Origin of the sequence: Aeromonas sp. s1(2024) (assembly GCF_040908005.1) — a bacterium.
Classification (GTDB): domain Bacteria; phylum Pseudomonadota; class Gammaproteobacteria; order Enterobacterales; family Aeromonadaceae; genus Aeromonas; species Aeromonas caviae.
Genome location: NZ_JBFOCW010000017.1, coordinates 1 through 26,360 on the forward strand (window position 1 = coordinate 1; position 26,360 = coordinate 26,360).

Sequence of the window (26,360 nt, forward strand, 5' to 3'; positions counted from 1 at the left end):
TCCGTCGGTGTGTAGCGCAGCCAGGTAGCGCATCTGCATGGGGTGTAGAGGGTCGGAGGTTCGAATCCTCTCACACCGACCAAATTCCCCGAGAAAGGCCTTGTCAGACGACAAGGCCTTTTCTTTTATGGTCTTCCACCGCGATTGTCTCTCCGATCCCTTTGTGCTGTAGTAAAACCCCCTTTGCCAAGCGGCCCGCATCATGTTGCCTTCCCTTCGTACTTTCTGCACCCTTGCCCTCAGCGCCCTGCTGGTCGGCCAGCTCGCGGGCTGCGCCACCGCCTATGACAGTGAAAAATCGTTCTGGAATGGCCAGACCGGTTTTTCACAGACCCAGCTTGGCCCGGCCCGCTGGCAACTGGAGTTTGTGGGAAACGATCTGGTGGACAGGGAAACGGCGCGCAAATACGTGCTCAAGCGGGCCGGTGAGGTGGCACTGGCAAAGGGATACCCCTGGATTCGGGTCGAGACGCTGACCCTGTCGCGGGATGCCGTCAGGGTCACCCCGACCCGCCCCCAATTCGGGTTCGACGAGTACGAGCCAGACACCTTCATGGACGACATGCAGGTGGAACATCGCACCTCGGCCCTGCTCGTCTTCACCCTGGAGGCCAGCCCCCGGGACGCACAGAGCATGGAAGCCGTTTATCTCGCAAAAATTAAAATAAACAGCGATTAATACAAATAAATCACAAGATGCATATCAAATGCAGCTAACAATAGCGCAAAACTCCGAAACAAGTCACTGGATTTCCCCTTCGCGATTAGGCATGCTCCAGCACACCGGCTGTCTGGATTCCACCGCCCGGATCACAAAAAAGGACTGAGGCGGCCCCTCGCCGCCTGCACAGGCATTGCACCTATCGAAACCGGAACTCCCCCATGAAAATGAACAAGTTGACCGTTGCCATCCTCATTGCGATGTTGCTTGGCATCGTGACCGGGCAGGGTTATCGCCTGCTCGCGCCCGCACAGGCCGCAGGCTTTGCCGATGACATCACCCTGCTGACCGACATCTTCCTGCGCCTCATCAAGATGATCATCGCCCCCCTGGTGTTCACCACGCTCGTGGTCGGCATCGCCAAGATGGGTGACACCCGCACCGTGGGCCGCATCGGCGTCAAGACCCTGGGCTGGTTCATGCTCGCCTCCCTGATGTCTCTGACCCTGGGGCTGGTCATGGTCCACCTGATGCAACCTGGGGTGGGGCTCTCCCTCTCCCTGCCCGATGACGGCGCCAGCTCCGGCGTGCTTGCCACCGCCATCTCCCTCAAGGATTTCGTGACCCACGCCATCCCGAAAAGCGTGGTCGAGGCGATGGCCACCAACGAGATCCTGCAGATCGTGGTCTTCTCCCTCTTCTTCGGGCTGGCCGCCGCCGCCCTGGGGGACGACGCCAAGCCCGTGGTCAAGCTGATGGCCAGCGGCGCCGAGATCATGCTCAAGGTGACCGGCTACGTGATGAACTTCGCCCCGTTCGCGGTGTTTGGCGCCATCGCCGCCATGGTCGCCAAGGAGGGGCTCGGCATCCTCGCTACCTATGGCACCTTCATGGCCCAGTTCTATCTGGCGCTCGGCTGCCTATGGCTGCTGCTCATCGCCATGGGCAGCCTCTTCATCCGCCGCCGCATCCTGACACTGCTCGCCCTCATCCGCGAGCCCATCCTGCTGGCCTTCTCCACCGCCAGCTCCGAGGCCGCCTACCCCAAGACCCTGGACAGGCTGGAGAAATTTGGCTGTGACAAGCGCATCGCCAGCTTCGTGCTCCCCATGGGCTACTCCTTCAACCTGGACGGTTCCATGATGTACTGCACCTTCGCGGTGATGTTCATCGCCCAGGCCTATGGCATCGAGCTCTCCACGGCCCAGCAGATCACCATGCTGCTGCTGCTGATGGTCACCTCCAAGGGAATGGCCGGGGTGCCCCGCGCCTCCCTGGTGGTGATTGCCGCCACCCTCAACCAGTTCCACATCCCGGAAGCGGGCATCCTGCTGCTGCTCGGTATCGACCACTTCCTCGACATGGGGCGCTCCGCCACCAACGTGCTGGGCAACGCCATCGCCGCGAGCGTGGTGGCCAAGAGCGAAGACAGCCTGGGGGAGACCGCCCCCCTCGGCGAGGTGGACACCGCCAAGGCGTGATCCCCCCTGACCCCCATGACAACGGCCCGCTTCTGCGGGCCGTTGTCATATGCCTGATGGGGCACGCCGCGCCTCAGCACCAGCGCCTGACCTGTCGGCAATAGTCGTCATAGGCATCGCCGAATTGTCGCCGCAGCGCCTGCTCCTCCGCCAGGATCTGGAAGCGGGTAAGCCAGCCCCAGAGCAGCAGCGGCCCGAGCCACACTGCCATGCCTCCCAGATAGCACGCCAGCGCCAGGGTCCAGCAGAGCAGCCCCAGGTACATGGGATTGCGGCTGATGCGATAGACGCCCCGGGTCACCAGCACCCGGCTGCTCTCCAGCCGCTGGGGGTGCACAGTGGTGCGCTGCTGCCAGAAATGCAGAAGCGCACCGCCCCCCAGCAGGGCTCCCGCCAGCCACAGCGTGGCGACCAGCACCAGCCACAGGGGCGCCGCCCTCCCCTCACCCCGCCCCAGCCACATGGCGAGCACGATGACGACGAACAGCAGCAACGGTGGAATCCGCAACGTCAGCTTCATATTTTCTTCCTGCAACACGTGCCACGATTGACGCCGTTGAGATACACTCCCAGAGTCGGCATCTGGATAAAAAGTGAAATATATCATTAGCATAGCAACATGCTATGACCAGCCCTGCCGCAGCTCGCCTCAGCGATGAGCCCAGCCTCAACTCAAGACAATAAGAAAGGACTTGCCCCATGCACAAGAAAACACTGCTCGCGACCCTGATTTTTGGCCTGCTGGCCGGCCAGGCGGTCGCCGCCCCCTATCTGCCGCTCGCCGACGACCACCGCAACGGTCAGGAACAGACCGCCGCCAACGCCTGGCTGGAAGTGGATCTCGGTGCCTTCGAGCACAACATCCAGACCCTGAAGAATCGCCTCGGTGACAAGGGCCCGCAGATCTGCGCCATCATGAAGGCGGACGCCTACGGTCACGGCATCGACCTGCTGGTCCCTTCCGTGGTCAAGGCAGGCATCCCTTGCATCGGCATCGCCAGCAACGAAGAAGCACGTGTTGCTCGCGAGAAGGGCTTCGAAGGTCGCCTGATGCGGGTGCGGGCCGCCACCCCGGATGAAGTGGAGCAGGCCCTGCCCTACAAGCTGGAGGAGCTCATCGGCAGCCTGGAGAGCGCCAAGGGGATCGCCGGCATCGCCCAGCGCCATCACACCAACATCCCGGTGCACATCGGCCTGAACTCCGCCGGCATGAGCCGCAACGGCATCGATCTGCGCCAGGACGATGCCAAGGCCGATGCCCTGGCCATGCTCAAGCTCAAGGGGATCACCCCGGTCGGCATCATGACCCACTTCCCGGTGGAGGAGAAAGAGGACGTCAAGCTGGGGCTGGCCCAGTTCAAGCTGGACTACCAGTGGCTCATCGACGCCGGCAAGCTGGATCGCAGCAAGCTCACCATCCACGCCGCCAACTCCTTCGCCACCCTGGAAGTGCCGGAAGCCTACTTTGACATGGTGCGCCCTGGCGGTATCATCTATGGCGACACCATTCCCTCCTACACCGAGTACAAGAAGGTGATGGCGTTCAAGACCCAGGTCGCCTCCGTCAACCACTACCCGGCGGGCAACACCGTCGGCTATGACCGCACCTTCACCCTCAAGCGCGACTCCCTGCTGGCCAACCTGCCGATGGGCTACTCCGACGGCTACCGCCGCGCCATGAGCAACAAGGCCTATGTGCTGATCCATGGCCAGAAGGCCCCCGTCGTGGGCAAGACTTCCATGAACACCACCATGGTGGACGTCACCGACATCAAGGGGATCAAACCCGGTGACGAGGTGGTCCTGTTCGGACGCCAGGGTGATGCCGAGGTGAAACAATCTGATCTGGAGGAGTACAACGGTGCCCTCTTGGCGGACATGTACACCGTCTGGGGCTACACCAACCCCAAGAAGATCAAGCGCTAAGCAAATTGCTGACATGAAAAAGGGCCCCCTATGGAGCCCTTTTTTTTACTGCGCCGTTCACGCCGTCTTTTTGCGGGTCATCAGCAGACTCAGTCCCATGGAGGCCAGCAGGATCAGCGCCACCACGCCAAGGGCGATGCCGGTCGGTATCTTGAAGATATCGAGCAGCAACATCTTGACCCCGATGAACATCAGGATCAGCGCCAGGCCGTATTTGAGCAGGGCGAAGCGATCGGCCACCCCGGCCAGCAGGAAGTACATGGCGCGCAGCCCCATGATGGCGAAGATGTTGGAGGTGAGCACGATGAAGGGATCCGTGGTCACCGCGAAGATGGCCGGGATACTGTCCACCGCGAAGATGAGGTCGCTCACCTCCACCAGCACCAGGATGAGCAGCAGCGGGGTCGCGTAGCGCACACCGTCACGCCAGACGAAGAACTTCTCCCCCTCCAGCGTCTCGGTCACCTTGAAGCGACGACGCATCCAGCCGAGCAGGGCATTGTTCTCGAGATCCGGCTCCTTGTCGGCCGCCCACAGCATCTTGGCACCGGTCAGCAGCAAGAAGGCCCCGAACAGGTAGAGGATCCAGTGGAACTGCTCGATGAGCCAGCTGCCCGCGAACACCATGCCCGCGCGCATCACGATGGCCCCCAGCACCCCGTAGAGCAGGACCCGGCGCTGCAGCTCCGCCGGGATGGCGAAGTAGCCGAACAGCATCAGCCAGACGAAGACGTTGTCCACCGCCAGTGCCTTTTCGATGAGGTAGCCGGTGAGAAACTCCAGCCCCTTCTGGTTCGCGATTTCGCGCCCGGCACTGTGATCCAGCCAGAGCCAGATGGCCAGGTTGAACAGGAGCGCCACGCTGACCCAGATGAGAGACCAGATGCCCGCCTCTTTCAGGGACACCTTGTGCGCCTTGCCGCCACCGACAAAGCGGATATCAATCCACAACAGGACCAGCACTATGCTGAAGAAACCGGTCCACATCCACCATTCACCCATTTTCACTTCTCCCAAAACGACAAAACCCACGGCCGGGAGGCAGTGGGTTCGCGTTTGGAGCAGATACACCTTGCCTCTCGGCAAGGTCTCACTTACAGCCGACTTGCGTCAACTGCCCGGCTGCCGGGTGCACTGCAGGATATGGGTGCACCGTAATGACGACAAACCGGCGAGAAGTTACTCCCCTTGTAAGGCGGATAGTAGCAGCGACAACCGCTGGCGCCAAGAGAGGATTTGATGGGCAGGCAAAAAAGAGGGGCGCCACCCGGGCGCCCCTGTCACGCTCCCATCCTCAGAGCGGGTCCACCTTGAGACAGGAAACCGCGTGGTCGAAGTTGCCCTCGAGCTGGGGCCGGGTCTTGGCGCACTCCGGACCTGCCACCGGGCAGCGGGTGCGAAACACGCAGCCGGAGGGCGGATTCATGGGGGATGGCAGGTCCCCTTCCAGGATCTGGATGACCTTGCTGCGCTCCAGATCCGGATCCGGGATGGGGACCGCCGACATCAGCGCCTTGGTATAGGGGTGCAGGGGATTGGCGAAGATCTCCTTGCCGGTCCCCAGCTCCACCGCGTTGCCCAGGTACATCACCAGCACCCGATCGGAGATGTGTTTGACCACTGAGAGGTCGTGGGCGATGAAGATGAGGGAGAGACCCATCTCCTTTTGCAGGGATTTGAGCAGGTTCACCACCTGAGCCTGGATGGAGACATCCAGCGCCGAGACCGGCTCGTCACAGATGATCATCTTGGGCTCGAGGATGAGCGCCCGGGCAATGCCGATGCGCTGGCACTGGCCGCCGGAGAACTCATGGGGGTAACGGTTCACCAGGTTCGGCAACAGACCCACCTTGGTCATCATGGCGCGCACCTTCTCCTTCACCTCTTCCCTTGGCAGGGTCGGGTAGAAGGTGATGAGGGGCTCGGCGATGATGTCCCCTATGGTCATGCGGGGGTTCAGGGAGGCCAGCGGATCCTGGAAGATCATCTGGATCTCCTTGCGCTTCTCCCGCAGGGCGTTCTGCTCGAGCTTGGTCAAGTCCTGCCCAAGCCACACCACCTTGCCGTCGGTGGCCGGTACCAGGCCGATGAGGGCACGGGCGAAGGTGGATTTGCCGCAACCGGACTCCCCCACTACGCCCAGGGTCTCCCCTTCGTAGAGGCGCAGGGTCACCCCGTCCACCGCCTTCAGGGCGGAGGGCTTGGCCCAGGGCCAGGCCTTGTCACTCTTGATATGGAAGTGAACCTTGAGGTCGGACACTTCCAGCAGCAGTTTCTTGTCAGTACCCATTTAGTTCACTCCCTTGATCATGGCATCCGATACCCAGTGGCACGCCCGCTCCCGACCGTCGTTGAACGGTGTCAGGATCGGCGATTGCTGGCCACAAATCTCGCTCACCCGGTGGCAACGCTCCTGGAAGGGACAGCCGGTGGGCAAACGCAGCAGGTTGGGCGGATTGCCCGGAATGGTGGGCAGCTCTTCCCCTTCGGTGTCGAGGCGGGGAATGGCGCGCAGCAAGCCTTCGGTATAGGGGTGGCTCGGGCGATAGAAGATATCGTTGACCCGGCCGTACTCCATGGTCCGGCCTGCGTACATCACCAGCACCTTGTCGCAGATGCCGGCCACGACGCCAAGATCGTGGGTGATCATGATGATGGCGGTGTTGAACTCGCGCTTGAGCTCGTTCATCAGGGTCATGATCTGGGCCTGTACCGTCACGTCCAGCGCCGTGGTCGGCTCGTCGGCGATGAGCAGCTGCGGCCGGCACAGGAGCGCCATGGCGATCATCACCCGCTGACGCATGCCGCCGGAGAACTCGTGGGGGTACATGTTCATCCGCTTGCGCGACTCGGGGATCTTCACCGCGTCCAGCATGCGCACCGACTCCTCGAAGGCGGCAGCCTTGGTCATCCCCTTGTGCAGCATCAGCACTTCCATCAGCTGATCCTTGACCTTCATGTAGGGGTTGAGCGACGTCATGGGGTCCTGGAAGATCATGGCGATCTTCTCGGAGCGGATCTTGTTGAGCTTGTGCTCCGGCAGATTCAGGATCTCGTCCCCCTGAAATTTGGCCGAGCCGGTGATGACACCGTTCTTGGCGAGTAGCCCCATGATGGCAAAGGCAGTCTGGGACTTGCCTGAGCCCGACTCCCCGACGATCCCCAGGGTTTCGCCGGCAGAAAGAGAAAAGTTGAGGTCGTTGACGGCCACCACATTGCCGTCCGGGGTCTTGAACTCGACCCGCAGATCTTTCACATCCAGTAATTTCATCTCAGTACTCCTTATCGCGCTGTCGTGATGGGGGCCTGCCCGTGGTGAACGCGGTGCGTTCCCTGAACGGGTCTGATGGCCCCTTGGCGTCTTGCCGGTCCCTGGGTATCAGCGATCCTTGGGATCCAGGGCATCACGCAGACCATCCCCGAGGAAGTTGAAGCAGAACAGGGTCACCACCATGAAACCGGCGGGGAACAGGAGTTGCCAGATGGCCACTTCCATCGACTTGGAGCCTTCATCCAGCAGGGCGCCCCAGCTGGTCATGGGCTCTTGCACGCCCAGACCCAGGAAGCTCAGGAAGGATTCGAACATGATCATCCCCGGCACCAGCAGGGTGGCGTAAACCGCCACTATGCCGAGCACGTTGGGCACGATATGACGGGTGATGATCTTCCACTTGGAGACGCCGCAGACGTGGGCCGCCTCGATGAACTCCTTGCTCTTGAGACTCAGGGTCTGGCCGCGCACGATCCGCGCCATGTCGAGCCAGCTCACCGCGCCGATGGCGAGGAAGATGAGGGCCAGATTGCGACCGAAGAAGGTCACCAGCATGATCACGAAGAACATGAAGGGGAAGGCGTTGAGGATCTCAAGCACGCGCATCATCAGGCTGTCGACGCGACCGCCGATGAAGCCGGACGCGGCGCCGTAGAGGGTGCCGATGATGACAGCCACCAGGGCCCCCATGATGCCGACCATCAGGGAGATGCGTCCGCCGAGCAAGGTACGCACGAACAGGTCGCGCCCCAGGCTGTCGGTGCCGAACCAGTGGCCGGTCTCCATGTCCGGGGCACTCTGCATGGCCCCCCAGTCCGGGTCATCGAACGTGTACTGGGACAGGTGGGGCCCCACGATCACCGCCAGACCGATGATGGTCAGGATGATGAGGCTGGTCAGGGCCGCCTTGTTGCGCAGGAAACGGCGACGGGCATCCTTCCACAGGGAGCGTCCTTCCACCACTTCCACTTTCTGGGCGAACGCCTCGACGGCTTCGCGCTTTTCAGTTGTGACTACCATGATGAACTCCCGGCTTAGTAACGGATCTTGGGATCGATGACGGCATAGAGAATATCGACCACGGCGTTAAAGGTGATGGTGAGGGCGCCGACCAGAATGGTCAGACCGAGCACCATGGAGTAATCACGGTTGAGGGCACCGTTGACGAACAGCTGGCCGATCCCCGGCAGGCCGAAGATGGTCTCGATGACCACGGAGCCGGTGATGATGCCCACGAAGGCCGGTCCCAGGTAGGAGACCACCGGCAGCATGGCCGGGCGCAGCGCGTGCTTGAGGATGATGTGACGCAGGGGCAGCCCCTTGGCGCGGGCGGTACGGATGAAGTTGGAGTTCATGGTCTCGATCATGCTGCCGCGCATGATGCGGGAGATGGCGGAGATGTAGTACATCATCATGCCGAACACCGGCAGTACCATGAACTGGGCGCCGCCCCCCTGCCAGCCTCCCGCCGGGAACCAGCCCAGATAGATACTGAAGAAGAGCACCAGCAGCGGTGCCAGCACGAAGCCGGGTATCACCACCCCGGCCATGGCCGACGACATCAACAGGTAGTCGATGAGGGTGTTCTGTTTCAGGGCCGCAATGGTGCCGAAGGTGACCCCCAGGGTCACTGCCAGCAGGAAGGCGACCGAGCCTATCTTGGCGGAGACAGGCAGGGCCTGGCTCACCAGATCATTGACGGTGAAGTCCTTGTATTTGAAGGAGGGCCCCAGATCCCCCTGGACCAGGTTGCCGAGGTAAGTGAGGTATTGCATGCCGATGGGCTTGTCCAGGCCATATTTGGCTTCGATGTTGGCCAGGACTTCCGGCGGCAGGGCGCGTTCGCTGGTGAAGGGGTTACCCGGGGCGAAGCGCATCATGAAGAAGGAGACGGTGATCAAGACCAGCAGAGTCGGGATCGCTTCCAGTAGACGTTTAAGGATGAATTTCAACATAGACATTTCCTGTCCTGTACTGCTTCCAAAGGGTCGCGGTTGTAATAAAGGCCCGCCGTCTGGCGGGCCCTGCTTGTTATGCGACTTGTTTCTTTACTCAGTGAGCAACGATGTACATGTCTTTGCTGTAGATGTTGTCCAGCGGGTTGGCCGGGTAGCCGCCCACGTAGGGCTTGACCATGCGGGAGGTCACGTACTGATAGATGGGGGCGATCGGCATGTCCTTGGCCAGGATCTCTTCGGCCTGGACATAGAGCTTGTTGCGCGCCTCGGCATCCACCTGGTTGCGGGACTCGCTCATCAGCTTGTCGAACGTCGGGTTGGAGTATTTGCCGTCGTTGTTGCCGTGAGTGGTCTGCATCAGATCCAGCATGGAGGAGGCTTCGTTGTAGTCCGCAATCCAGCCGGCGCGGCCCACGTCGAAGTTACCCTGCTTCTTGGTCTCCAGGTAGGTCTTCCACTCCTGGTTCACCAGGCTCACCTGCACGCCGAGCTTCTTCCACATGGAGGCGACGGCCACGGCCACCTTTTTGTGGTTGTCGTCGGTGTTGTAGAGCAGCTCGAACTTGAGCGGCTTGCCCGGGCCGTAACCGGCTTCGGTCAGCAGCTCTTTCGCCTTGGCATCGCGCTCTGCCTGGGTCAGCTTGGACCAGGCCGGCGCCACCGGCTTGAAGCCATCTACAAAGTCAGGCACGAGCGTGTAGCCCGGGGTTTCGCCCTTGCCCATCACCTTGTCGGCGATCACGTTGCGATCGATGGCATAGGAGAGGGCGGTACGCACCCGCACGTCGTCAAACGGCTTGTGCTTGAAGTTGTACTGGTAGTAGTAGGTGCCCACATAGCCGCTGACCTTTACTTCGTCCGGCAGCTCTTTCTTCATCTGCTTGAAGCGTTCGATGGGCATGTTGTAGGTCAGATCCACTTCGCCAGCCAGATAGCGGTTCAGCTCGGCGTTGGTGGACTGGATGGGCAGGTAGGTCACCTTGTTGATGACGGTCTTGCCGTTGTTCCAGTAGTTGGGGTTGCGCTCGACGTCGACGCGCTCGTTGACCACCCAGTCCTTCAGCACGTAGGCGCCGTTGGATACCATGTTGCCGGGCTGGGTCCACTTGTCACCGAACTTCTCGATCACCTTCTTCGGGACCGGATAGGTGGTGGTGTGGGAGAGCATGCTGACGAAGTAAGGCACCGCCTTCTCCAGCTGCACCTCGAAGGTATGATCGTCCACCGCCTTCACACCCAGAGTGTCGGCCGGCTTCTTGCCCGCGATGATGTCGGAGGCATTGATGATGGTCGGGATCTCCATGTACCAGGAGTAGGGAGAGGCCGTCTTGGGATCCACCGCGCGCTGGAAGGCAAAGACGAAGTCATGAGCGGTGACGGGATCCCCGTTGGACCACTTGGCATCCTTGCGCAGGTGGAACACGTAATGTTTGTTGTCCTTGGTTTCCCAGGACTCGGCGACGCCGGGCAGGGTCTCACCCTTGGGGCCGGAGGAGACGAGACCTTCGAACAGGTCACGCAATACGTTGGATTCGGGGGTACCTTCCACTTTCTGGGGATCCAGGGTGGCGGGTTCGGAACCATTGCCTTTCACCAGGGTTTGCTCGGGAGCAAGCTTGGTACCGGCGGGGACATCGGCGGCGTGAGCCAGGGTGGCGCCACCGAAAAGTGCAGTCAATAAAAGGGTATTAATAATTGTTTTTCTATGAGTCATTTCCATACTCCAACAAGAACATTCCATGCATTTGTTATCCACGAGACAAACACCTCGCTGCCCGCATAATTCCCTGACAATTCTGATAATGCAATAGATATCATCAGGAACAGGCCGCTTTCATGGTCAAAAAAACAACTTAAAACCATTTATTCAGCATTTAAATATCCCGCAGCGGTCATTTTTCGTACAAGGCAGCTCGATTCTAGGAAATGACCAACAAAAAAGAAACAATAAAAAGCCGGTCACAAGGACCGGCTCCGACAAAAACGGACCTGGCTCACACCAGACCGGGGAAGACTCCCTTGATGCCCGCCACGATGATCTCGATGCCAAGGGACATCATGATGAGACCCATGATACGGGTCACCACGTTGATGCCGGTGTTGCCCATCAGCTTGAACAGCAGGGGAGCGGCGCGGAAGATGAGCCAGGAGCAGCAGGCAAACGCCACCACCACCACGAACATGCCGGCCATCTGGGGCAGGGTCTTCTGGCTGGCATAGACGATGGAAGAGGAGATGGCACCGGGTCCGGCCATCAGCGGCAGAGCCAGGGGCACCACGGCAATGGATTCACGCGCAGCCAGTTCACCCTTCTCCTGCTTGTTGTGCTTCACCTCCCCCAGCTTGCCCTGCAGCATGGACCAGGCGATCAGGGTGATCAGCGAGCCACCGGCAATGCGAAACGATGCCAGGGAGATGCCGAAACTGTCGAGGATGAGCTGTCCCATGCACATGGAGACCATCAGGATGATCATCACGGCAATGTGGGCGGTGGTGTTGGTCTTGCGTCGCTCCTCCGGCGACATGTGGCCCGTCAGGCTCACAAAAACCGGCAACAGACCCAGCGGGTTGATGATCGCAAACAGGCCGACGAAAAATTTCAGGTATAAAGAGAAGTCTATTGCTGCCATAGGCGCCATCCAGAACCAATACGAGCCACAAGGGGCCAACCCCCAAACTACGCGTAAATTTACACCATGGCTTTTCCCTTCTCCAATCAAATAATCTCACCCTTACCGGGGCTTTTTAGTTAGTTCCGCTAATGTATCGACAAAATTCAACATATCGGGTTGTTAAGGGAGAGTGGCCACCATTAACATCGCCGGGTGCCATGACAGCGCGTTATATCAACCCTCAGCCAAGAAACGATATTTTCGGCAAATGGCACCCTTGCTTCTCACCACACCTGCTTGCCGCCCCCACCCGCTCCTGTGACCCCGATTTTGGCCTTTCTCACCCTGGTGCGGTGCAGTGGGGCCGGCTGTGCAGAGGTGACAAGCTCCCTGCCACCGCCAGATGTGCTGTTTCGCCAGGGCGACTGGATGAAAACAACAACCCCTTTCTCAACATAAATGAAACGTCAGGGGGCTAGGCGTTCTGCCGCCATCATGGCAATGCCACCTTCCCCCATCCCGGTCAAGGCGAGAATTCATCGGATCCCCTTCCCTGAGCAGATATTTCAAGGGCGCGTGACAGCAGCTCGTGATGCCAAGAAAGGATGACACACTCCCGTAACATAGTGGTGCGATAAGGGGTGAAACAAAATTTCTTTTGTTCTTTTGTTACATATGATCCAGATCAATCTTTTCTGACACATCCCGACCCTATAATCGAGTCAGAAAACAGTTTACTAAGGCATGTAAATACCCCGTTATGGTGATTCTCGCCTTGACAAGGTGGCTATAATTGCCGGGCATTGCCAAGGTCTTACTAAACAGTTTTCAAATCATCAGGAGATAAACATGGCAGTAACCAATTTGGCTGAACTGGATGCACTGGTTGCCCGCGTCAAAGAAGCACAGCGTCAATTCGCCAGCTTCTCGCAAGAGCAGGTAGACAAGGTCTTCCGTGCCGCCGCCCTGGCCGCCAGCAACGCCCGTATCCCCCTGGCCCAGATGGCCGTGGCTGAATCCGGTATGGGTATCATCGAAGACAAGGTTATCAAGAACCACTTCGCCTCCGAATACATCTACAACGCCTATAAAGATGAAAAGACCTGCGGCATCCTGAGCCAGGACGACGAGATGGGCACCATCACCATCGCCGAGCCGGTAGGCATCATCTGCGGTATCGTACCGACCACCAACCCGACTTCCACTGCGATCTTCAAGGCCCTCATCTCCCTGAAGACCCGCAATGCCATCATCTTCTCCCCGCACCCCCGCGCCAAGAACTCCACCAATACCGCTGCCAAGCTGGTACTGGATGCAGCCGTGGCTGCCGGTGCGCCGAAAGACATCATCGGCTGGATTGATCAACCCTCCGTCGAACTCTCCAATGCCCTGATGCGTCACGACGACATCAACCTGATCCTGGCCACCGGTGGCCCGGGCATGGTGAAGGCCGCCTACTCCTCCGGCAAACCCGCCATCGGCGTGGGTGCGGGCAACGTGCCCATCGTCATCGACGAAACCGCCGACGTGAAGCGTGCCGTCGCCTCCATCCTGATGTCCAAGACCTTCGACAACGGCGTGGTCTGTGCCTCCGAGCAGGCTGTCATCGTGGTCGACTCCATCTACAACCAGGTCAAGGAGCGTTTCGCGACCCACGCCGGCTACATCCTCTCCAAGGACGAAGCGGACAAGGTGCGTAAAGTGCTGCTGATCAACGGCGCCCTGAACGCCGACATCGTGGGCCAGCCTGCCACCAAGATCGCCGCCATGGCCGGTGTGACCGTGCCTGCCACCACCAAGATCCTCATCGGTGAAGGTCTGGAACTCTGCGCGGAAGACGAGTTCGCTCACGAGAAACTCTCTCCAACGCTGGGTATGTTCCGTGCCAAGAACTTCGAAGAAGCCGTCGAAATGGCCTGCGACATGGTCAACATCGGTGGTATCGGCCACACCTCCGGTCTCTATACCGACCAGGATCGCAATGCCGACCGCATCAAGTACTTCGGCGACAAGATGAAGACCGCCCGTATCCTCATCAACACCCCCTCCACCCAGGGTGGTATCGGTGACCTGTACAACTTCGCGCTGGCCCCGTCCCTGACCCTGGGTTGCGGCTCCTGGAGTGGTAACTCCATCTCCGAGAACGTCGGTCCCAAGCACTTGATCAACAAGAAGACAGTCGCAAAACGGGCAGAAAATATGCTGTGGCACAAACTTCCGAAATCCATCTACTTCCGTCGTGGTTCCCTGCCGATCGCCCTGGGCGACCTGGAAGGCAAGAAGCGCGCCATGGTGGTGACCGACCGATTCCTGTTCAACAACGGCTATGCCGATGAAGTGGTTCGCCTGCTCAAGAAGCTGAACATGGAAGTGGAGATCTTCTACGAAGTGGAAGCCGACCCCACCCTGTCCGTGGTCCGCAAGGGCGCCGAGATGGCCAACTCCTTCAAGCCGGACGTGATCGTCGCCCTGGGTGGTGGTTCACCCATGGATGCCGCCAAGATCATGTGGGTCATGTACGAGCACCCGGATACCGCGTTCGAAGACCTGGCCATGCGCTTCATGGACATCCGCAAGCGTATCTACAAGTTCCCGAAAATGGGCGTGAAGGCCGAACTGGTCTGTATCACCACCACGTCCGGTACCGGTTCTGAAGTGACCCCGTTTGCGGTCGTGACCGACGACGCCACCGGCATGAAGTACCCGCTGGCCGACTACGAGCTGACCCCGAACATGGCCATCGTGGATGCCAACCTGGTGATGGGCATGCCCAAATCCCTGTGTGCCTTCGGTGGTATCGACGCCGTGACCCACGCCATGGAAGCCTATGTCTCCGTGCTGGCCAACGAATACTCCGACGGTCAGGCGCTGCAAGCCCTGAAACTGCTCAAAGAGTACCTGCCGTCCAGCTACATCAACGGCGCCAACGACCCGGTTGCTCGCGAGAAAGTACACAACGCTGCTACCATCGCCGGTATCGCGTTCGCCAACGCCTTCCTGGGTGTGTGCCACTCCATGGCCCACAAACTGGGTGCCGAGTTCCACATTCCGCACGGCCTGGCCAACGCCCTGCTGATCAGCAACGTCATCCGCTACAACGCGAACGACAACCCGACCAAGCAGACCGCGTTCTCCCAGTACGACCGTCCGCAGGCTCGCCGTCGCTACGCCGAAGTGGCTGACCACCTGGGCCTGACCGCTGCAGGTGACCGTACCGCCGCCAAGATCGAGAAGCTGCTGACCTGGCTGGACGAGCTGAAGGCCACCCTGGGGATCCCGGCCTCCATCCGCGAAGCCGGCGTGAACGAAGCGGACTTCCTGGCCAAGGTAGACCAGCTGGCGCTGGAAGCCTTCGATGACCAGTGCACCGGCGCCAACCCGCGCTACCCGCTGATCACCGAGCTGAAAGCCATCCTGATGGACACCTACTACGGCCGTCCCTTCATCGAGGAAGCCCCTGTTGCCGCCCCGGTTGCAGCCAAGGTCGACACCAAGGTGGACAACAAGAAAAAATCCAAGGCCTGATAAACGCCACGGATGACAAGAGCCCGCGCACATGCGCGGGCTTTTTTGTTTGTCTATCTGTTTAATTTTGCTAGCTTGTTGATAGGCAAATTCGACAGAAGAGCTAGTCCATGGCGCTGATACAGGCCTCCATCGAGCAGTTGAGAGTCGGCCACTACATCCATCTTCCCACGGGATGGACGAGCCACCCTTTCATGTTCAACGCCTTCAAAATCAAGGACCAGCAGCAGCTCGACATCATCCGCCACCTCGACCTGACCCTGCTGATGGTGGATCCCGACAAGAGCGATCTGCCGGTAGAGCCCCTGCTGCGGGCCGAACCCGTTCCCTCTCTTGAGATGAGCGACACCGGGGATACCGCCCCCTCTTCTGAGGGCCCCACCTTCGACGAAAAGGCGTTCAGGCGCTCCCTTCGCATCGCGGACAAGGCGTTCGGTCAATCCCTGTCAGATCTTCGCGACGCCCTTGGCGCCCTCAACCTCAAACCGGACGAAGGCCTGGCCAATACTGCGCAGATAGTGCGCAGCACCGCCGCCCGTCTGGCAGAACACCAGGGGCCGCTCGGTCTGCACCTCATCCGCAACCAGAACACGGATACCCTGCTGCAACACAGCCTGAGCGTGGCCTTCATCGCCATGCTGGTGGCACGGGAGCTTGGCATGAATCCCGTCGAGATCGAGGAGACCGGTCTGGCGGGCCTGATCCACGACATCGGCGAGCTCAGGATCCCGAGCCAGATCATCCAGAAGCGGGGGGAGCTCAGCAAGGCGGAGCAGAATTTCCTCAACATGCACCCCCAGTACGGACTGGTGATGCTCAACCAGTTGCAGGCTTTCGAACCCAGGATCCGTGAGGTCGCCTACCTGCATCACGAACGCCTCGATGGCAGCGGTTTTCCCCTCGGGATCAAGGGCGACAAGATCCCCCCCCTCGCCCGCCTCATCGGGCTGGTGGATCACTATGACGAGCTGCTTCACCCGCGCAGCGGCCTCAACCCGCCGGGGCCCAGCCAGGTGATCGGCCAGCTCTACAAGCTCTCCCAGAAGAAGTTCGAGCAAACCCAGGTCAGGTTGCTGATAAAGGTGCTGGGGGTCTATCCACCGGGTTCCCTGGTGCGCCTGGATGACGATGCCCTGGCCCTGGTGCTCTCCACCGAGCCCAGCATGCCCCTCAGACCCAAGGTGCTGCCCTACCTCAAGGGGCAGCGGCCGGAAGGAGTGGCCATGATCGATCTGCGGGAAGATGCGCGAAGCATCGTCGCCACCCTCAGACAGGAAGAGCTGGACGACGCACAACGCGCTTTTTTCGGTCTGGGTCGGCGGGTCTGTTACTATTTCGCCTTCTGAGTTATCCCCAGAAGCTGGGGATAACTCATTGGACAAACCTGAATAATTGCTCAGGTCCCCTCGAAATCGTCCACCATTGGAGCTGGATAAAAAACGCCCAGCCGATGGCCGGGCGGAGCATGCCACCTCCGTGTGGCGTATCCGGTGGATACCTTCATGCTCGCATCAGCAATATCAAGCGGGCATCGATTACACAAATATCAATTTAACGTGCTGATTTTATATGGTTTTATTTTTCCATTCTGGCAAACTGCCGCAGCGTTCAGCCCGCAGCCCGCATCAAGACGGGCTCAGGCTCACCCTGCGTCATGACAACGCCCGGCTCCGGCGTGGTGTTTGAGGAAGCTTTTTTATGCAACTAGTCCTCTCTCTGCTCCAGCAGATGAGCGTCAGCCTGGTCATCGCCTACCTTTTTTCCAAAAGCCCCCTGTTGCGTCCCCTGGCCAACTACTCCGTCAGGCTGCCCCACAAGGTGCTCATCTATGTCATCTTCTCCTGCTTTTGCATCCTGGGAACCTATGTGGGCCTCGACATCGATGACGCCATCGCCAACACCCGGGCGGTCGGTGCCGTACTGGGGGGACTGCTGGGCGGCCCCCTGGTGGGATTCCTGGTGGGGCTGACCGGCGGCCTGCACCGCTATACTCTGGGGGGGTTCACCGATCTCGCCTGCGCCATCTCCACCACCTGCGAGGGGCTGTTGGGGGGGCTGGTGCACTGGCGGCTGATGCGGGCAGGCAGGGTCAATGACCTCTTTGCACCCAGGGTCGCCTTCTTTACCACCTTCGTGGCCGAGATCATGCAGATGGTGATCATCCTGCTGGTCGCCACCCCCTTCGACAAGTCCCTGCTGCTGGTGCGCACCATCGCCACCCCCATGATCCTCGCCAACTCCTGCGGGGCGGCGCTCTTCATCAGCATGATCCGCGACCAGCAGCGGATGTACGAAAAGTTCTCCCGGGTCTTCTCCGCCAAGGCGCTCACCATCGCCAACCGTACCGTCGGCATCATGAGCCAGGGGTTCACTCCGGAGGCCAGCGGCAAGATAGCCCATATCGTTCAGGAAGAGACCGGCGTCGGCGCCGTCGCCATCACGGACACCGACAAAATCCTCGCCTTCATCGGCACCGGGGAAGATCACCACAAGCCGGGCACCCCCATCACCTCGGCGATCACCCTGCAAGCCATCGCCCAGAACAAGGTGCTGTTCGCAGATGGCAACAGCCAGCCCTATCGTTGCAGCATCTCCCCCCAGTGCCAGCTCGGCTCCGTGCTGGTGATCCCCCTGCAGGGTGACGAGGGGGTGATCGGCACCATCAAACTCTATGAGCCCAAGAAGCGGCTCTTCCTCAAGATCAATCACACCCTGGGAGAAGGGATCGCCAACCTGTTGTCCCAGCAGCTGCTGGCAGGCCGCCTGGAGCAGCAGCAGCGCCTGCTGGTGCAATCCGAGCTCAAGCTGGTACAGGCACAGATAAACCCCCACTTCCTGTTCAACACCCTCAACACCATCAGCGCCATTACCCGCCGCGATCCGGGACGGGCACGGGAGCTGCTGCTGCACCTCTCCCGCTTCTTTCGCAACAACCTCAAGCGCCAGAGCGGCCTGACCACGCTGCGTGAGGAGCAGGAGCACTGCCTCTCCTACCTGGAGATAGAGCAGGCCCGCTTTGGCGAGCGGCTCACCGTCATCAACGAGATCCCGCCCCACCTTGCCGAGGTGCAACTGCCGAGCTTCACCCTGCAGCCCCTCATCGAGAATGCCATCAAGCACGGCATCTGCTCCCTGCTGGGAGAGGGGCGACTTCGCCTCTTCGCGAGGGAAACCCCCGAGGCGATCACCCTTTGCGTCGAAGACAACGCCGGGGCCTGGCAGCCATCCGGCCAGGGGGATGGTCTGGGGATGAGCCTGGTGGACAAGCGCCTCAAGAGCGCCTTTGGCGAGCGCTATGGCATTGACGTCCAGTGGGAGCCGGAGCAATGGACCCGGGTCTCCCTGACACTCCCACGACAACCCCGCACCACCGCCAAGGAGATGACATGATCCGCACCCTGATCGTCGATGACGAGCCCTATGCCCGCGAAGAGCTGGCAGAGCTGCTGGCCAGCGATCCCGACATCGAGATCCTGGGCATGGCGGGCAACGCCATCGAGGCGCTCGGCCTCATCCAGCAACTCAAGCCGGATGTGGTGTTTCTCGATATCCAGATGCCCAAGCTCAGCGGCATGGAGCTGGTGGCCATGCTCGATCCCCTGCCCCGCATCGTCTTTGTCACCGCGTTCGACGACTACGCCATCCAGGCCTTCGAGGAGAACGCCTTCGACTACCTGCTCAAGCCGGTGGAGCCGGCGCGCCTCGCCAAGACCCTGGCGCGGCTCAGGCAGGACATCACCCCGCAACCGGTCGGGACCCTGGCCCCGACCATCCACCATATCCCCGGATACCTGCACAACCGGGTGCGGCTGCTCCCAACCTCCCAGGTGGAGTACGCCTTCTCCGATCTCGGCGGCGTCCATGTCGCCTGCCAGGGCGAGCTGTTTCACACCCAGCTCACCCTCAAGTCCCTCGAGGAGAAGACCCCGCTGCTGCGCTGTCACCGCCAGTATCTGGTGGCCCCGGCCGCCATCTTCGAAATCCGTTTGCTGGAGAATCAACTGGCGGAGATCGTGACCCCGAGCGGGGCCCGGGTACCGGTCAGCCGCCGCTACCTCAAGGAGCTAAAAGACGAGCTGGGACTGGAATAAAGCGGGGCGCGATGTGCGCCGGATCACAGCGGGCAACCACTCGGGTCGCCATGTCGCCGCTCACCCCCTTTCACCTGCCGTTAACAGAAGTCCCCACCTACACTGGCTGCGCACACCAAAAAATAACAAAGCAGGAGCGTAGCAATGATCTGGTTCTTCCTCTGTGTCGGCTTGTTGATAGCCGGCTACTTCATATACGGCAAATTCATCGAACGGATATTCGGGCCCAAACCCGAGTTGAAGACCCCCGCCATCACCATGGCGGACGGGGTGGACTATGTCCCCATGTCGGACAAGAAGGTCTACCTGGTTCAACTGCTCAACATCGCCGGCGTCGGCCCCATCTTCGGCCCCATCCTGGGTGCCCTCTATGGTCCGGTCGCCATGCTCTGGATCGTGTTCGGCTGCATCTTCGCCGGTGCGGTCCACGACTATTTCTCCGGCATGCTGTCGGTGCGCGCCAGGGGCTCCTCGGTGCCGACCGTGGTCGGTGAGCACCTGGGCACCGCCGCCAAGCACTTCATGAACCTCTTTGCCGTGGTGCTCCTGATGCTGGTGGGCGTGGTCTTCGTCCTGAGCCCGGCGGGCCTGCTCGCCAACCTCACCTCCACCGATCTGGTCTACTGGATTGCGGCCATCTTCGCCTACTACATCCTCGCGACCATCGTCCCCATCGACAAGATCATCGGTCGCTTCTACCCCATCTTCGGCGCGCTGCTGGTCTTCATGTCGGTCGGCCTCATCATCGGCCTCATCGTCTCCGGCAAGGGCTTCTACAACACCGGGATGGACTTCTCCAACCTGCACCCGACGGACCTGCCGCTCTGGCCGCTGCTGTTCATCACCATCGCCTGTGGTGCGGTCTCCGGTTTCCACGCCACCCAGTCCCCGCTGATGGCGCGCTGCATGCAGAACGAGAGCTCCGGTCGCTTCATCTTCTACGGCGCCATGATAGGGGAAGGGATCATCGCCCTCATCTGGTGCACCCTGGGTCTCTCCTTCTACGACAGCACCGAGGCACTCAACGCCACCCTGGCCAGCGGCGGCCCCTCTGCCGTGGTGCACGAAGTCTCCACCAGCCTGCTCGGTACCGTGGGCGGCATCCTGGCGATCCTCGGCGTGGTGATCCTGCCCATCACCTCCGGTGACACCGCGTTTCGCAGCGCCCGCCTCATCGTGGCGGACTTCCTGAACCTGACCCAGAAGCCCATGGCCAAGCGTCTGCTCATCGCCATCCCCATGTTCATCCTTGGCTTCATCATCTCCAAGGCAGAGTTCGGGGTGATCTGGCGCTACTTCGGCTGGGCCAACCAGACCACCGCCGTCATCATGCTGTGGGCTGCGGCCGCCTACCTCATCAAGGAAGGCAAGCTGCACTGGGTATGCACCATTCCCGCCATCTTCATGACCGCAGTGGTCATCACCTACCTGGCCAACGCCCCCATCGGTTTCGGCCTCGAGATGAATGTTTCCACCATCATCGGTCTGGTGAGCACCGCCCTCATCACCCTCGCCTTCCTGGTAAAATTCAGGCCCTCCCAACTGAGAGAGGCCAAGGAGAGCTGAGGCATCAGCTTCTCTTCATGACAAGAGGCCCGGCATTGCTGCCGGGCCTCTGCTTTTTGTGGTCACTCTCTGGCGGGGGGCTCGGCGGAATCGGGCGCCCGGGCCGGCGCCTGATACCACTGCTCCCTGGCCACCAGCACAGCCTGTTCCGGCTGGGCAATGAAGTTGGGGGACATGATCTGCACCCCGAACTCGTTGAAGACATCCTGAATATGGCCATGGAGCTCCGTCTTGACCACCGCAGGGAGTTCGCTTGCCTTCATCCTCACCTGCAACTCGTACTCCACATACCAATCCTGCAGATGCAACTGCCGCACCAGGGGAGCTTCATCCTGATTGAGCCGGGTGCAGCGCCGCGCGGCCAGCTCCAGCATGGCATGTACCTGACGCCAGGGGGTGTCATAACCGATGGTCACCTTGGTCAACAGGGCCACCCCCTTCTCGCCCGCCAGCCGTGTCAGGTTCACCACCTTGCCCCCCACCACCACTGCATTGGGCAGCGTGACCTCGTGATCCTGGCGCGTCACCAGCTTGGTCGAGAGGGCATTGAGCTCGCTCACCATCCCCTCCACCTCGCCGATCTGCACCAGATCCCCTGGCCGCAGTGCGCGGGAGTAAATGAGCACCAGGCCGCTCATGGCATGGTTCATGATACCGGCCGATCCCAGTGTCACCATCAGACCGAAGAAGACGCTGATCCCCTTGAAGGCATCGGAATCCGCACCCGGCAGATAGGGGTAGGCCACGGTCAGGGCAAACAGCCAGATCACCACTGACAGCAGTCGCCGGGTGGCGCCTATGGTCTCGGCGTGCAAACCCTGCACCCGAAACTGGCCACGCTCGATGCGGTCGAAGAGGATGGCCAGCATCTTGATGAAGAAACGGGTGATGACCACGATAAGCAGCACGGTTACCAGACCGGGCATGGCGGCAATCATGCCCTCCAGCATGTCGCCACACAGGGCAAACAGGGATTCCCCAAGCTGATAGCTCCAGGCCCGGGTCTGGGGGAACAGGCCGAGCACATAGGTCAGCCAGCCATAGGTGAGCATGAAGATGAGCAGCAGCGTGATGAGGCCGAGCAAGCGGACCTCGACATTCCCGGTGACCTGGCGCCAGGAGTGGGGGACCAGCCCCTTCTGCAGCAACAGGCGGTTGGCCAGCCACTTTCTGACTCGCCGATGCCCCCGCTGCAACAGCCAGATGAGGCCGAAGAAGATCAGGCTGACCACCACCGCCAAGCCGGCGGCTCTGAGCAAATAGGGGGTCGAGTGCAGCTCGAGATACTTGATGCGCACGCCGTCGAGCCGATGCAGGACACGTTCGGCCGCCTGATCCAGGGTCAGCTCGTCGAATTCATCAAGGTCCCCTTCCAGCAGCACCAGAATGCGCTTGCCATTGACCAGAAACTCCCGGCTCTCCTGGCCGTGTCGACTGCCTTTCGTCACGGCCACAGGCGTCATGAGGTCGCTTGGCTCCATCCGCTGAACTCGCTCATGGGCCAGCCGTACCCTGGCCGCCCCATCCAGGTTGCCATATTTAGCCGTCAGCATGACGATGGGTTCATGAAGCAGGACCAGGGTCTGTGCCAACTCCTGCTCATTGGGCTCCATTCTGGGTTCGGCGGTCCAGCCGAGGCGGGACCACAACAGGCAGATCAGCAACAGGCCAAGCCGCCATCCTTTGCCACTGCACCATTCGTTCATCAGGTTCACCTCTCACCTTGCCCGGGCATCCATTGCTGCTTGATTTTATCTAACCAAATCAATTTTGTGTGTTAAATGAGCAACCGATGAACCATGCCTGTACCGCCACACCAACTCTCCGATTGCAGACTTGCACCGACGGCATATGCTGTCATTATTGCCGAAGCCTCGACTCGACAATCGAAGCATTGTTAGCGACTCAGACGGGAGAAATCGATGGTACTTGACTACATTGCCCTGGGGATCCTGGTGTTTGTCGTCTTGGTCATGTTCTATGGCATTATCGTCATTCACGATATTCCATATGAAATTGCCAAGCACCGTAATCACCCCCACCAGGACGCCATTCACGTGGCAGGCTGGGTCAGCCTGTTCACCCTGCACGTGCTCTGGCCCTTCCTCTGGATCTGGGCCACGATTTATCGCCCCGATCGCGGCTGGGGCTTCTCGCAACGCCTACAACATGACGAAACAGAGATCAGCGCACTCAAAGAGGAGCTGGCCGCACTGCAGGCTCGCATGGCCACGCTCGAACAGACCGACAAATAGGTAACGCCCCATGGACCTGCTACTTATTCTCACCTATACGGCCCTCTGCATAGGTATTTTCAAGATCTTCAAGATCCCGCTCAACAAGTGGACCGTGCCGACCGCCGTGCTGGGTGGCGTCATCATCATCGGCACACTCATCATGCTGATGAACTACAACCACCCCTATTCCGAGCTGGCTCGCAACTATTATGTCTCCACCCCGGTCGTGCCCCTGGTCAAGGGACGAGTCACCGACGTCCCGGTCAAGCCCAACCAACCGGTCAAGAAAGGGGATGTGCTGTTTCGCATCGACGCTGAGCCCTTCCAGGAGAAGGTCGCCAGCCTGACGGCGCGCCTCGCCTCCAACACCGATTTTCTGAAGGCTCTGGACGCCCGCCTGCGCTCCGCCAGCCTGGACAGGGATCGCGCCCAGGAGCTGATGCGACGGGGCATCGGCAAACAGCGCGACCTCGACGTCACCCAGGCCAACGTGGATGACATCGTCGCCCAGATAGATCAGCAAAAAGCGACCCTCAATGACCTGAGTGCCCAGCTCAACATCGCCAAGTACGATCTGGAGCAGACCGTGGTCTACGCCCCGAGTGACGGTCATGTCGTGCAACTGGCATTGCGCCCGGGCATGATTGCCGCCCCCTTCATGTTCCGCCCCGTGATGACCTTCATTCATGAAGATGCCAATGCCTATGTCGGCTGGTTCTGGCAGAACAGCATGCAGCGGCTCAAGGCGGGTGACGAGGCCGAAGTCGTGCTCGACGGCATCCCGGGTCGCATCTTCAAGGCCAAGGTGCAGTCCGTTATCCCGGCCATGGCACCGGGCAACATCCAGGCACAGGCAGGTCTTATCGATCAGACTTCGGCTCAGGTACCGGGTCGCCTGCCCATCGTGCTCGAGATCACCGATCCCGAGTGGGCAAACTACCAGGTGATCGCGGGCTCCAGCGGTCAGGCCGCCATCTATACCGAGCACTTCCACCACGTGGCCATCATGCGCAAGATCCTGATGCGCATGGGTAGCTGGCTCAACTACCTGTTCCCCTTCCACTGAGGTCCCTGACCTGCACGGGCCGGCATCTTGCCGGCCCGCTTCCTGTCAGCACGCCCCCCTCACTGCATTTTCCCTGCAAGATCCCTATAATGGCGCCACCTTGCGCCACAACCGTTCCCCATGTTCGTTCTCAGACCCTATCAAACCGACGCGGTCAACGCCGTCATCAGCCACTTTCGCAAACACCCGGATCCCGCCGTGGTGGTGCTGCCCACCGGGGCCGGCAAGAGCCTGGTGATCGCCGAGCTGGCCCGCAAGGCCCGTGGCCGGGTGCTGGTGCTAGCTCACGTCAAGGAGCTGGTGGAACAGAACCACGCCAAGTACGAGGCCTGGGGACTCCGGGCCGACATCTTCGCCGCCGGGCTGGATCGGAAGGAGGCGAGCGCCCAGGTGGTGTTTGGCTCGGTGCAGTCGGTGGCGCGCAATCTGGATGCCTTCGACGGGGCTTTTTCGCTGCTCATCATCGACGAGTGCCACCGGGTCTCGCTCGATGACGACAGCCAATACCATCAGGTGATCGAGCATCTCAAGGCCGCCAATCCGGCCCTCAAGATCCTCGGGCTCACCGCCACCCCCTATCGGCTGGGGCTGGGCTGGATCTACCGGCGCCACTACCACGGCATGGTCAAGAGCCACGGCGAGCGGCTGTTCGGTGACTGCGTGTTCGAACTGCCCCTGCGCTTCATGGTGAAAAACGGCTACCTGACCCCGCCGCGCCTGGTGGACGCCCCCATCGTCCACTACGACTTCAGCAAGCTGGTGCCGCGGGAAAACGGCCTGTTCAGCGAGGCGCAGCTCAACGGCGAGATCAAGCGACAGGAGCGGGTCACCCCCCATATCCTTAGCCAGGTGCTGGAGTATGCGGCCGACCGGCAGGGGGTGATGATCTTCGCCGCCACCGTCGAGCATGCCCGGGAAATTCATGACCTGCTCGGTGCCAGAGACCAGCAGGCCGCCCTCGTCACCGGCGAGACGCCGGGACCGGAGCGCGACGCTCTAATCAGTGCCTTCAAGGCGCGCGAGCTCAAGTTTCTGGTCAACGTGGCAGTGCTCACCACCGGCTTCGATGCCCCCCACGTCGACCTCATCGTGATGCTGCGCCCCACCGAATCGGTGTCGCTCTATCAGCAGATTGTGGGACGGGGCCTGCGCCTCTCACCCGGCAAGAGCGATTGCCTGGTGCTCGACTACGCAGGCAACAACTTCAACCTGTTTGCCCCCGAAGTGGGGGAACCCAGGCCCCACGCCGGCACCGAGCCGGTTCAGGTGCCCTGCCCCGCCTGCGGCTTTGCCAACACTTTCTGGGGCAAGACCGACGAGGATGGCAAGGTGGTCGAACACTACGGCCGCCGCTGTCAGGGACTGTTTGAAGATGACGAGGGCAACCGCGAGGAGTGCGACTACCGCTTTCGCGCCAAGATCTGCCCAGGTTGCGGTGCTGAAAACGACATCGCCGCCCGCCGCTGCCAAAGCTGTGACCAGCTGCTGGTGGACCCTGACGACAAGCTCAAGGAGGCCCTCAATCTCAAGGACTGCATGGTGATCCGCTGCGCCGGTTTGATCCTGAGCCCTGGGCGCGGCAAGCAGGGGGAGCGGCTGGAGGTGACCTACCACGACGAGGATGGCCTGACCCTGACGGAGTACTTCCCCTTTCACTCCCGGGGTGCACAGCGCTTGTTTCAACAACGCTTTGTGCGTCATCATTGGCCCGCCCCGGGCCTGGAGCCCGAATTCACTACCCTGGCGAGCGTGATGCTCGCGGCAGACCAGTTCCGTCACCCGGATTTCGTCATCGCCCGCAAGTCGGGACGCTTCTGGCAGGTGAAGGAAAAAATATTCGATTACGAGGGGCGTTACCGGACTGCCAACGCCCCGGCCTGACCCCATGGCAGGCGATACCCGGCAGTCACCCGGTTTGATTATCGGGGCGGTTTCTGATGCCGCCCTTTCGTTCAGTTAGAGGATC

General features: G+C 60.7%; 20 protein-coding genes and 1 tRNA gene. 12 read left to right on the forward strand and 9 right to left on the reverse strand.

The window, feature by feature from the left end; translation table 11 throughout:
- The first annotated feature begins 5 nt into the window (after nt 1-5).
- The 3 genes from AB5Y70_RS04210 (at nt 6) to AB5Y70_RS04220 (ending at nt 2,142) form a co-directional block, all read left to right on the forward strand.
- Nucleotides 6-82: transfer RNA gene (locus AB5Y70_RS04210), tRNA-Pro, on the forward strand.
- A 120-nt stretch (nt 83-202) separates the two neighbouring features.
- Nucleotides 203-679 (forward strand): hypothetical protein, encoded by a 477-nt coding sequence (locus tag AB5Y70_RS04215; RefSeq protein ID WP_041212844.1) that lies wholly within the window; start codon nt 203-205, stop codon nt 677-679.
- Nucleotides 680-882: 203 nt separating this feature from the next.
- Entirely contained in the window at nt 883-2,142 is a 1,260-nt protein-coding gene (locus AB5Y70_RS04220) for a dicarboxylate/amino acid:cation symporter (protein ID WP_041212843.1), read from the forward strand.
- Between the two features lie 73 nt (nt 2,143-2,215).
- On the opposite strand, the gene AB5Y70_RS04225 is transcribed toward AB5Y70_RS04220, so the two are convergent.
- Complete coding sequence (locus AB5Y70_RS04225) at nt 2,216-2,662, reverse strand: isoprenylcysteine carboxylmethyltransferase family protein (protein ID WP_010674336.1); 447 nt, start codon at nt 2,660-2,662, stop codon at nt 2,216-2,218.
- A gap of 179 nt (nt 2,663-2,841) precedes the next feature.
- On the opposite strand from AB5Y70_RS04225, the gene alr reads away from it, so the two are divergent.
- The gene (gene alr, locus AB5Y70_RS04230) at nt 2,842-4,068 is read left to right on the forward strand and encodes an alanine racemase (protein WP_041212842.1); all 1,227 of its coding nucleotides are present in this window, start codon (nt 2,842-2,844) and stop codon (nt 4,066-4,068) included.
- Nucleotides 4,069-4,125: 57 nt separating this feature from the next.
- Here alr and AB5Y70_RS04235 read toward each other — a convergent pair whose 3' ends face one another.
- From AB5Y70_RS04235 to AB5Y70_RS04265, 7 genes are all read right to left on the reverse strand, one after another.
- On the reverse strand, nt 4,126-5,070 hold the full coding sequence (locus tag AB5Y70_RS04235; RefSeq protein ID WP_041212841.1) for a TerC family protein: 945 nt from the start codon (nt 5,068-5,070) through the stop codon (nt 4,126-4,128).
- Nucleotides 5,071-5,362: 292 nt separating this feature from the next.
- Nucleotides 5,363-6,358, reverse strand: coding sequence for a murein tripeptide/oligopeptide ABC transporter ATP binding protein OppF (gene oppF / locus AB5Y70_RS04240; RefSeq protein WP_010674333.1), 996 nt, complete (start codon nt 6,356-6,358; stop codon nt 5,363-5,365).
- Nucleotides 6,359-7,339, reverse strand: coding sequence for an ABC transporter ATP-binding protein (locus tag AB5Y70_RS04245; RefSeq protein WP_039038983.1), 981 nt, complete (start codon nt 7,337-7,339; stop codon nt 6,359-6,361).
- Nucleotides 7,340-7,447: 108 nt separating this feature from the next.
- Entirely contained in the window at nt 7,448-8,359 is a 912-nt protein-coding gene (gene oppC, locus AB5Y70_RS04250) for an oligopeptide ABC transporter permease OppC (RefSeq protein WP_010674331.1), read from the reverse strand.
- 14 nt (nt 8,360-8,373) lie between these two features.
- Nucleotides 8,374-9,294 (reverse strand): oligopeptide ABC transporter permease OppB, encoded by a 921-nt coding sequence (oppB, locus tag AB5Y70_RS04255; protein WP_010674330.1) that lies wholly within the window; start codon nt 9,292-9,294, stop codon nt 8,374-8,376.
- A 97-nt stretch (nt 9,295-9,391) separates the two neighbouring features.
- Entirely contained in the window at nt 9,392-11,011 is a 1,620-nt protein-coding gene (locus AB5Y70_RS04260) for an ABC transporter substrate-binding protein (RefSeq protein WP_041212840.1), read from the reverse strand.
- 280 nt (nt 11,012-11,291) lie between these two features.
- Entirely contained in the window at nt 11,292-11,927 is a 636-nt protein-coding gene (locus AB5Y70_RS04265) for a YchE family NAAT transporter (RefSeq protein ID WP_010674328.1), read from the reverse strand.
- Between the two features lie 831 nt (nt 11,928-12,758).
- Between AB5Y70_RS04265 and adhE the strand changes: the two genes are divergently transcribed.
- From adhE to AB5Y70_RS04290, 5 genes are all read left to right on the forward strand, one after another.
- Nucleotides 12,759-15,434, forward strand: a complete 2,676-nt coding sequence (gene adhE, locus AB5Y70_RS04270) for a bifunctional acetaldehyde-CoA/alcohol dehydrogenase (RefSeq protein ID WP_010674327.1) — start codon at nt 12,759-12,761, stop codon at nt 15,432-15,434.
- A 110-nt stretch (nt 15,435-15,544) separates the two neighbouring features.
- Nucleotides 15,545-16,780, forward strand: coding sequence for an HD-GYP domain-containing protein (locus AB5Y70_RS04275; RefSeq protein WP_043155725.1), 1,236 nt, complete (start codon nt 15,545-15,547; stop codon nt 16,778-16,780).
- Between the two features lie 352 nt (nt 16,781-17,132).
- Nucleotides 17,133-18,824, forward strand: coding sequence for a sensor histidine kinase (locus AB5Y70_RS04280; RefSeq protein WP_041212838.1), 1,692 nt, complete (start codon nt 17,133-17,135; stop codon nt 18,822-18,824).
- A complete protein-coding gene (gene btsR, locus AB5Y70_RS04285) occupies nt 18,821-19,525 on the forward strand; it encodes a two-component system response regulator BtsR (RefSeq protein ID WP_010674324.1) in 705 nt (234 codons plus the stop codon). The genes AB5Y70_RS04280 and btsR overlap by 4 nt, the downstream gene beginning before the upstream one ends.
- A gap of 144 nt (nt 19,526-19,669) precedes the next feature.
- Entirely contained in the window at nt 19,670-21,091 is a 1,422-nt protein-coding gene (locus AB5Y70_RS04290; protein WP_041212837.1) for a carbon starvation protein A, read from the forward strand.
- Between the two features lie 62 nt (nt 21,092-21,153).
- Here the strand turns inward: AB5Y70_RS04290 and AB5Y70_RS04295 are convergent, their stop codons facing one another.
- Nucleotides 21,154-22,797, reverse strand: a complete 1,644-nt coding sequence (locus tag AB5Y70_RS04295; protein ID WP_368175940.1) for a mechanosensitive ion channel family protein — start codon at nt 22,795-22,797, stop codon at nt 21,154-21,156.
- Between the two features lie 216 nt (nt 22,798-23,013).
- On the opposite strand from AB5Y70_RS04295, the gene AB5Y70_RS04300 reads away from it, so the two are divergent.
- From AB5Y70_RS04300 to AB5Y70_RS04310, 3 genes are all read left to right on the forward strand, one after another.
- The gene (locus AB5Y70_RS04300) at nt 23,014-23,346 is read left to right on the forward strand and encodes a DUF3302 domain-containing protein (RefSeq protein WP_104452765.1); all 333 of its coding nucleotides are present in this window, start codon (nt 23,014-23,016) and stop codon (nt 23,344-23,346) included.
- Nucleotides 23,347-23,356: 10 nt separating this feature from the next.
- Entirely contained in the window at nt 23,357-24,394 is a 1,038-nt protein-coding gene (locus tag AB5Y70_RS04305) for an HlyD family secretion protein (RefSeq protein ID WP_039038992.1), read from the forward strand.
- Between the two features lie 120 nt (nt 24,395-24,514).
- Nucleotides 24,515-26,275, forward strand: coding sequence for a DEAD/DEAH box helicase (locus tag AB5Y70_RS04310; protein WP_109422055.1), 1,761 nt, complete (start codon nt 24,515-24,517; stop codon nt 26,273-26,275).
- The last annotated feature ends 85 nt before the right edge of the window (nt 26,276-26,360 follow it).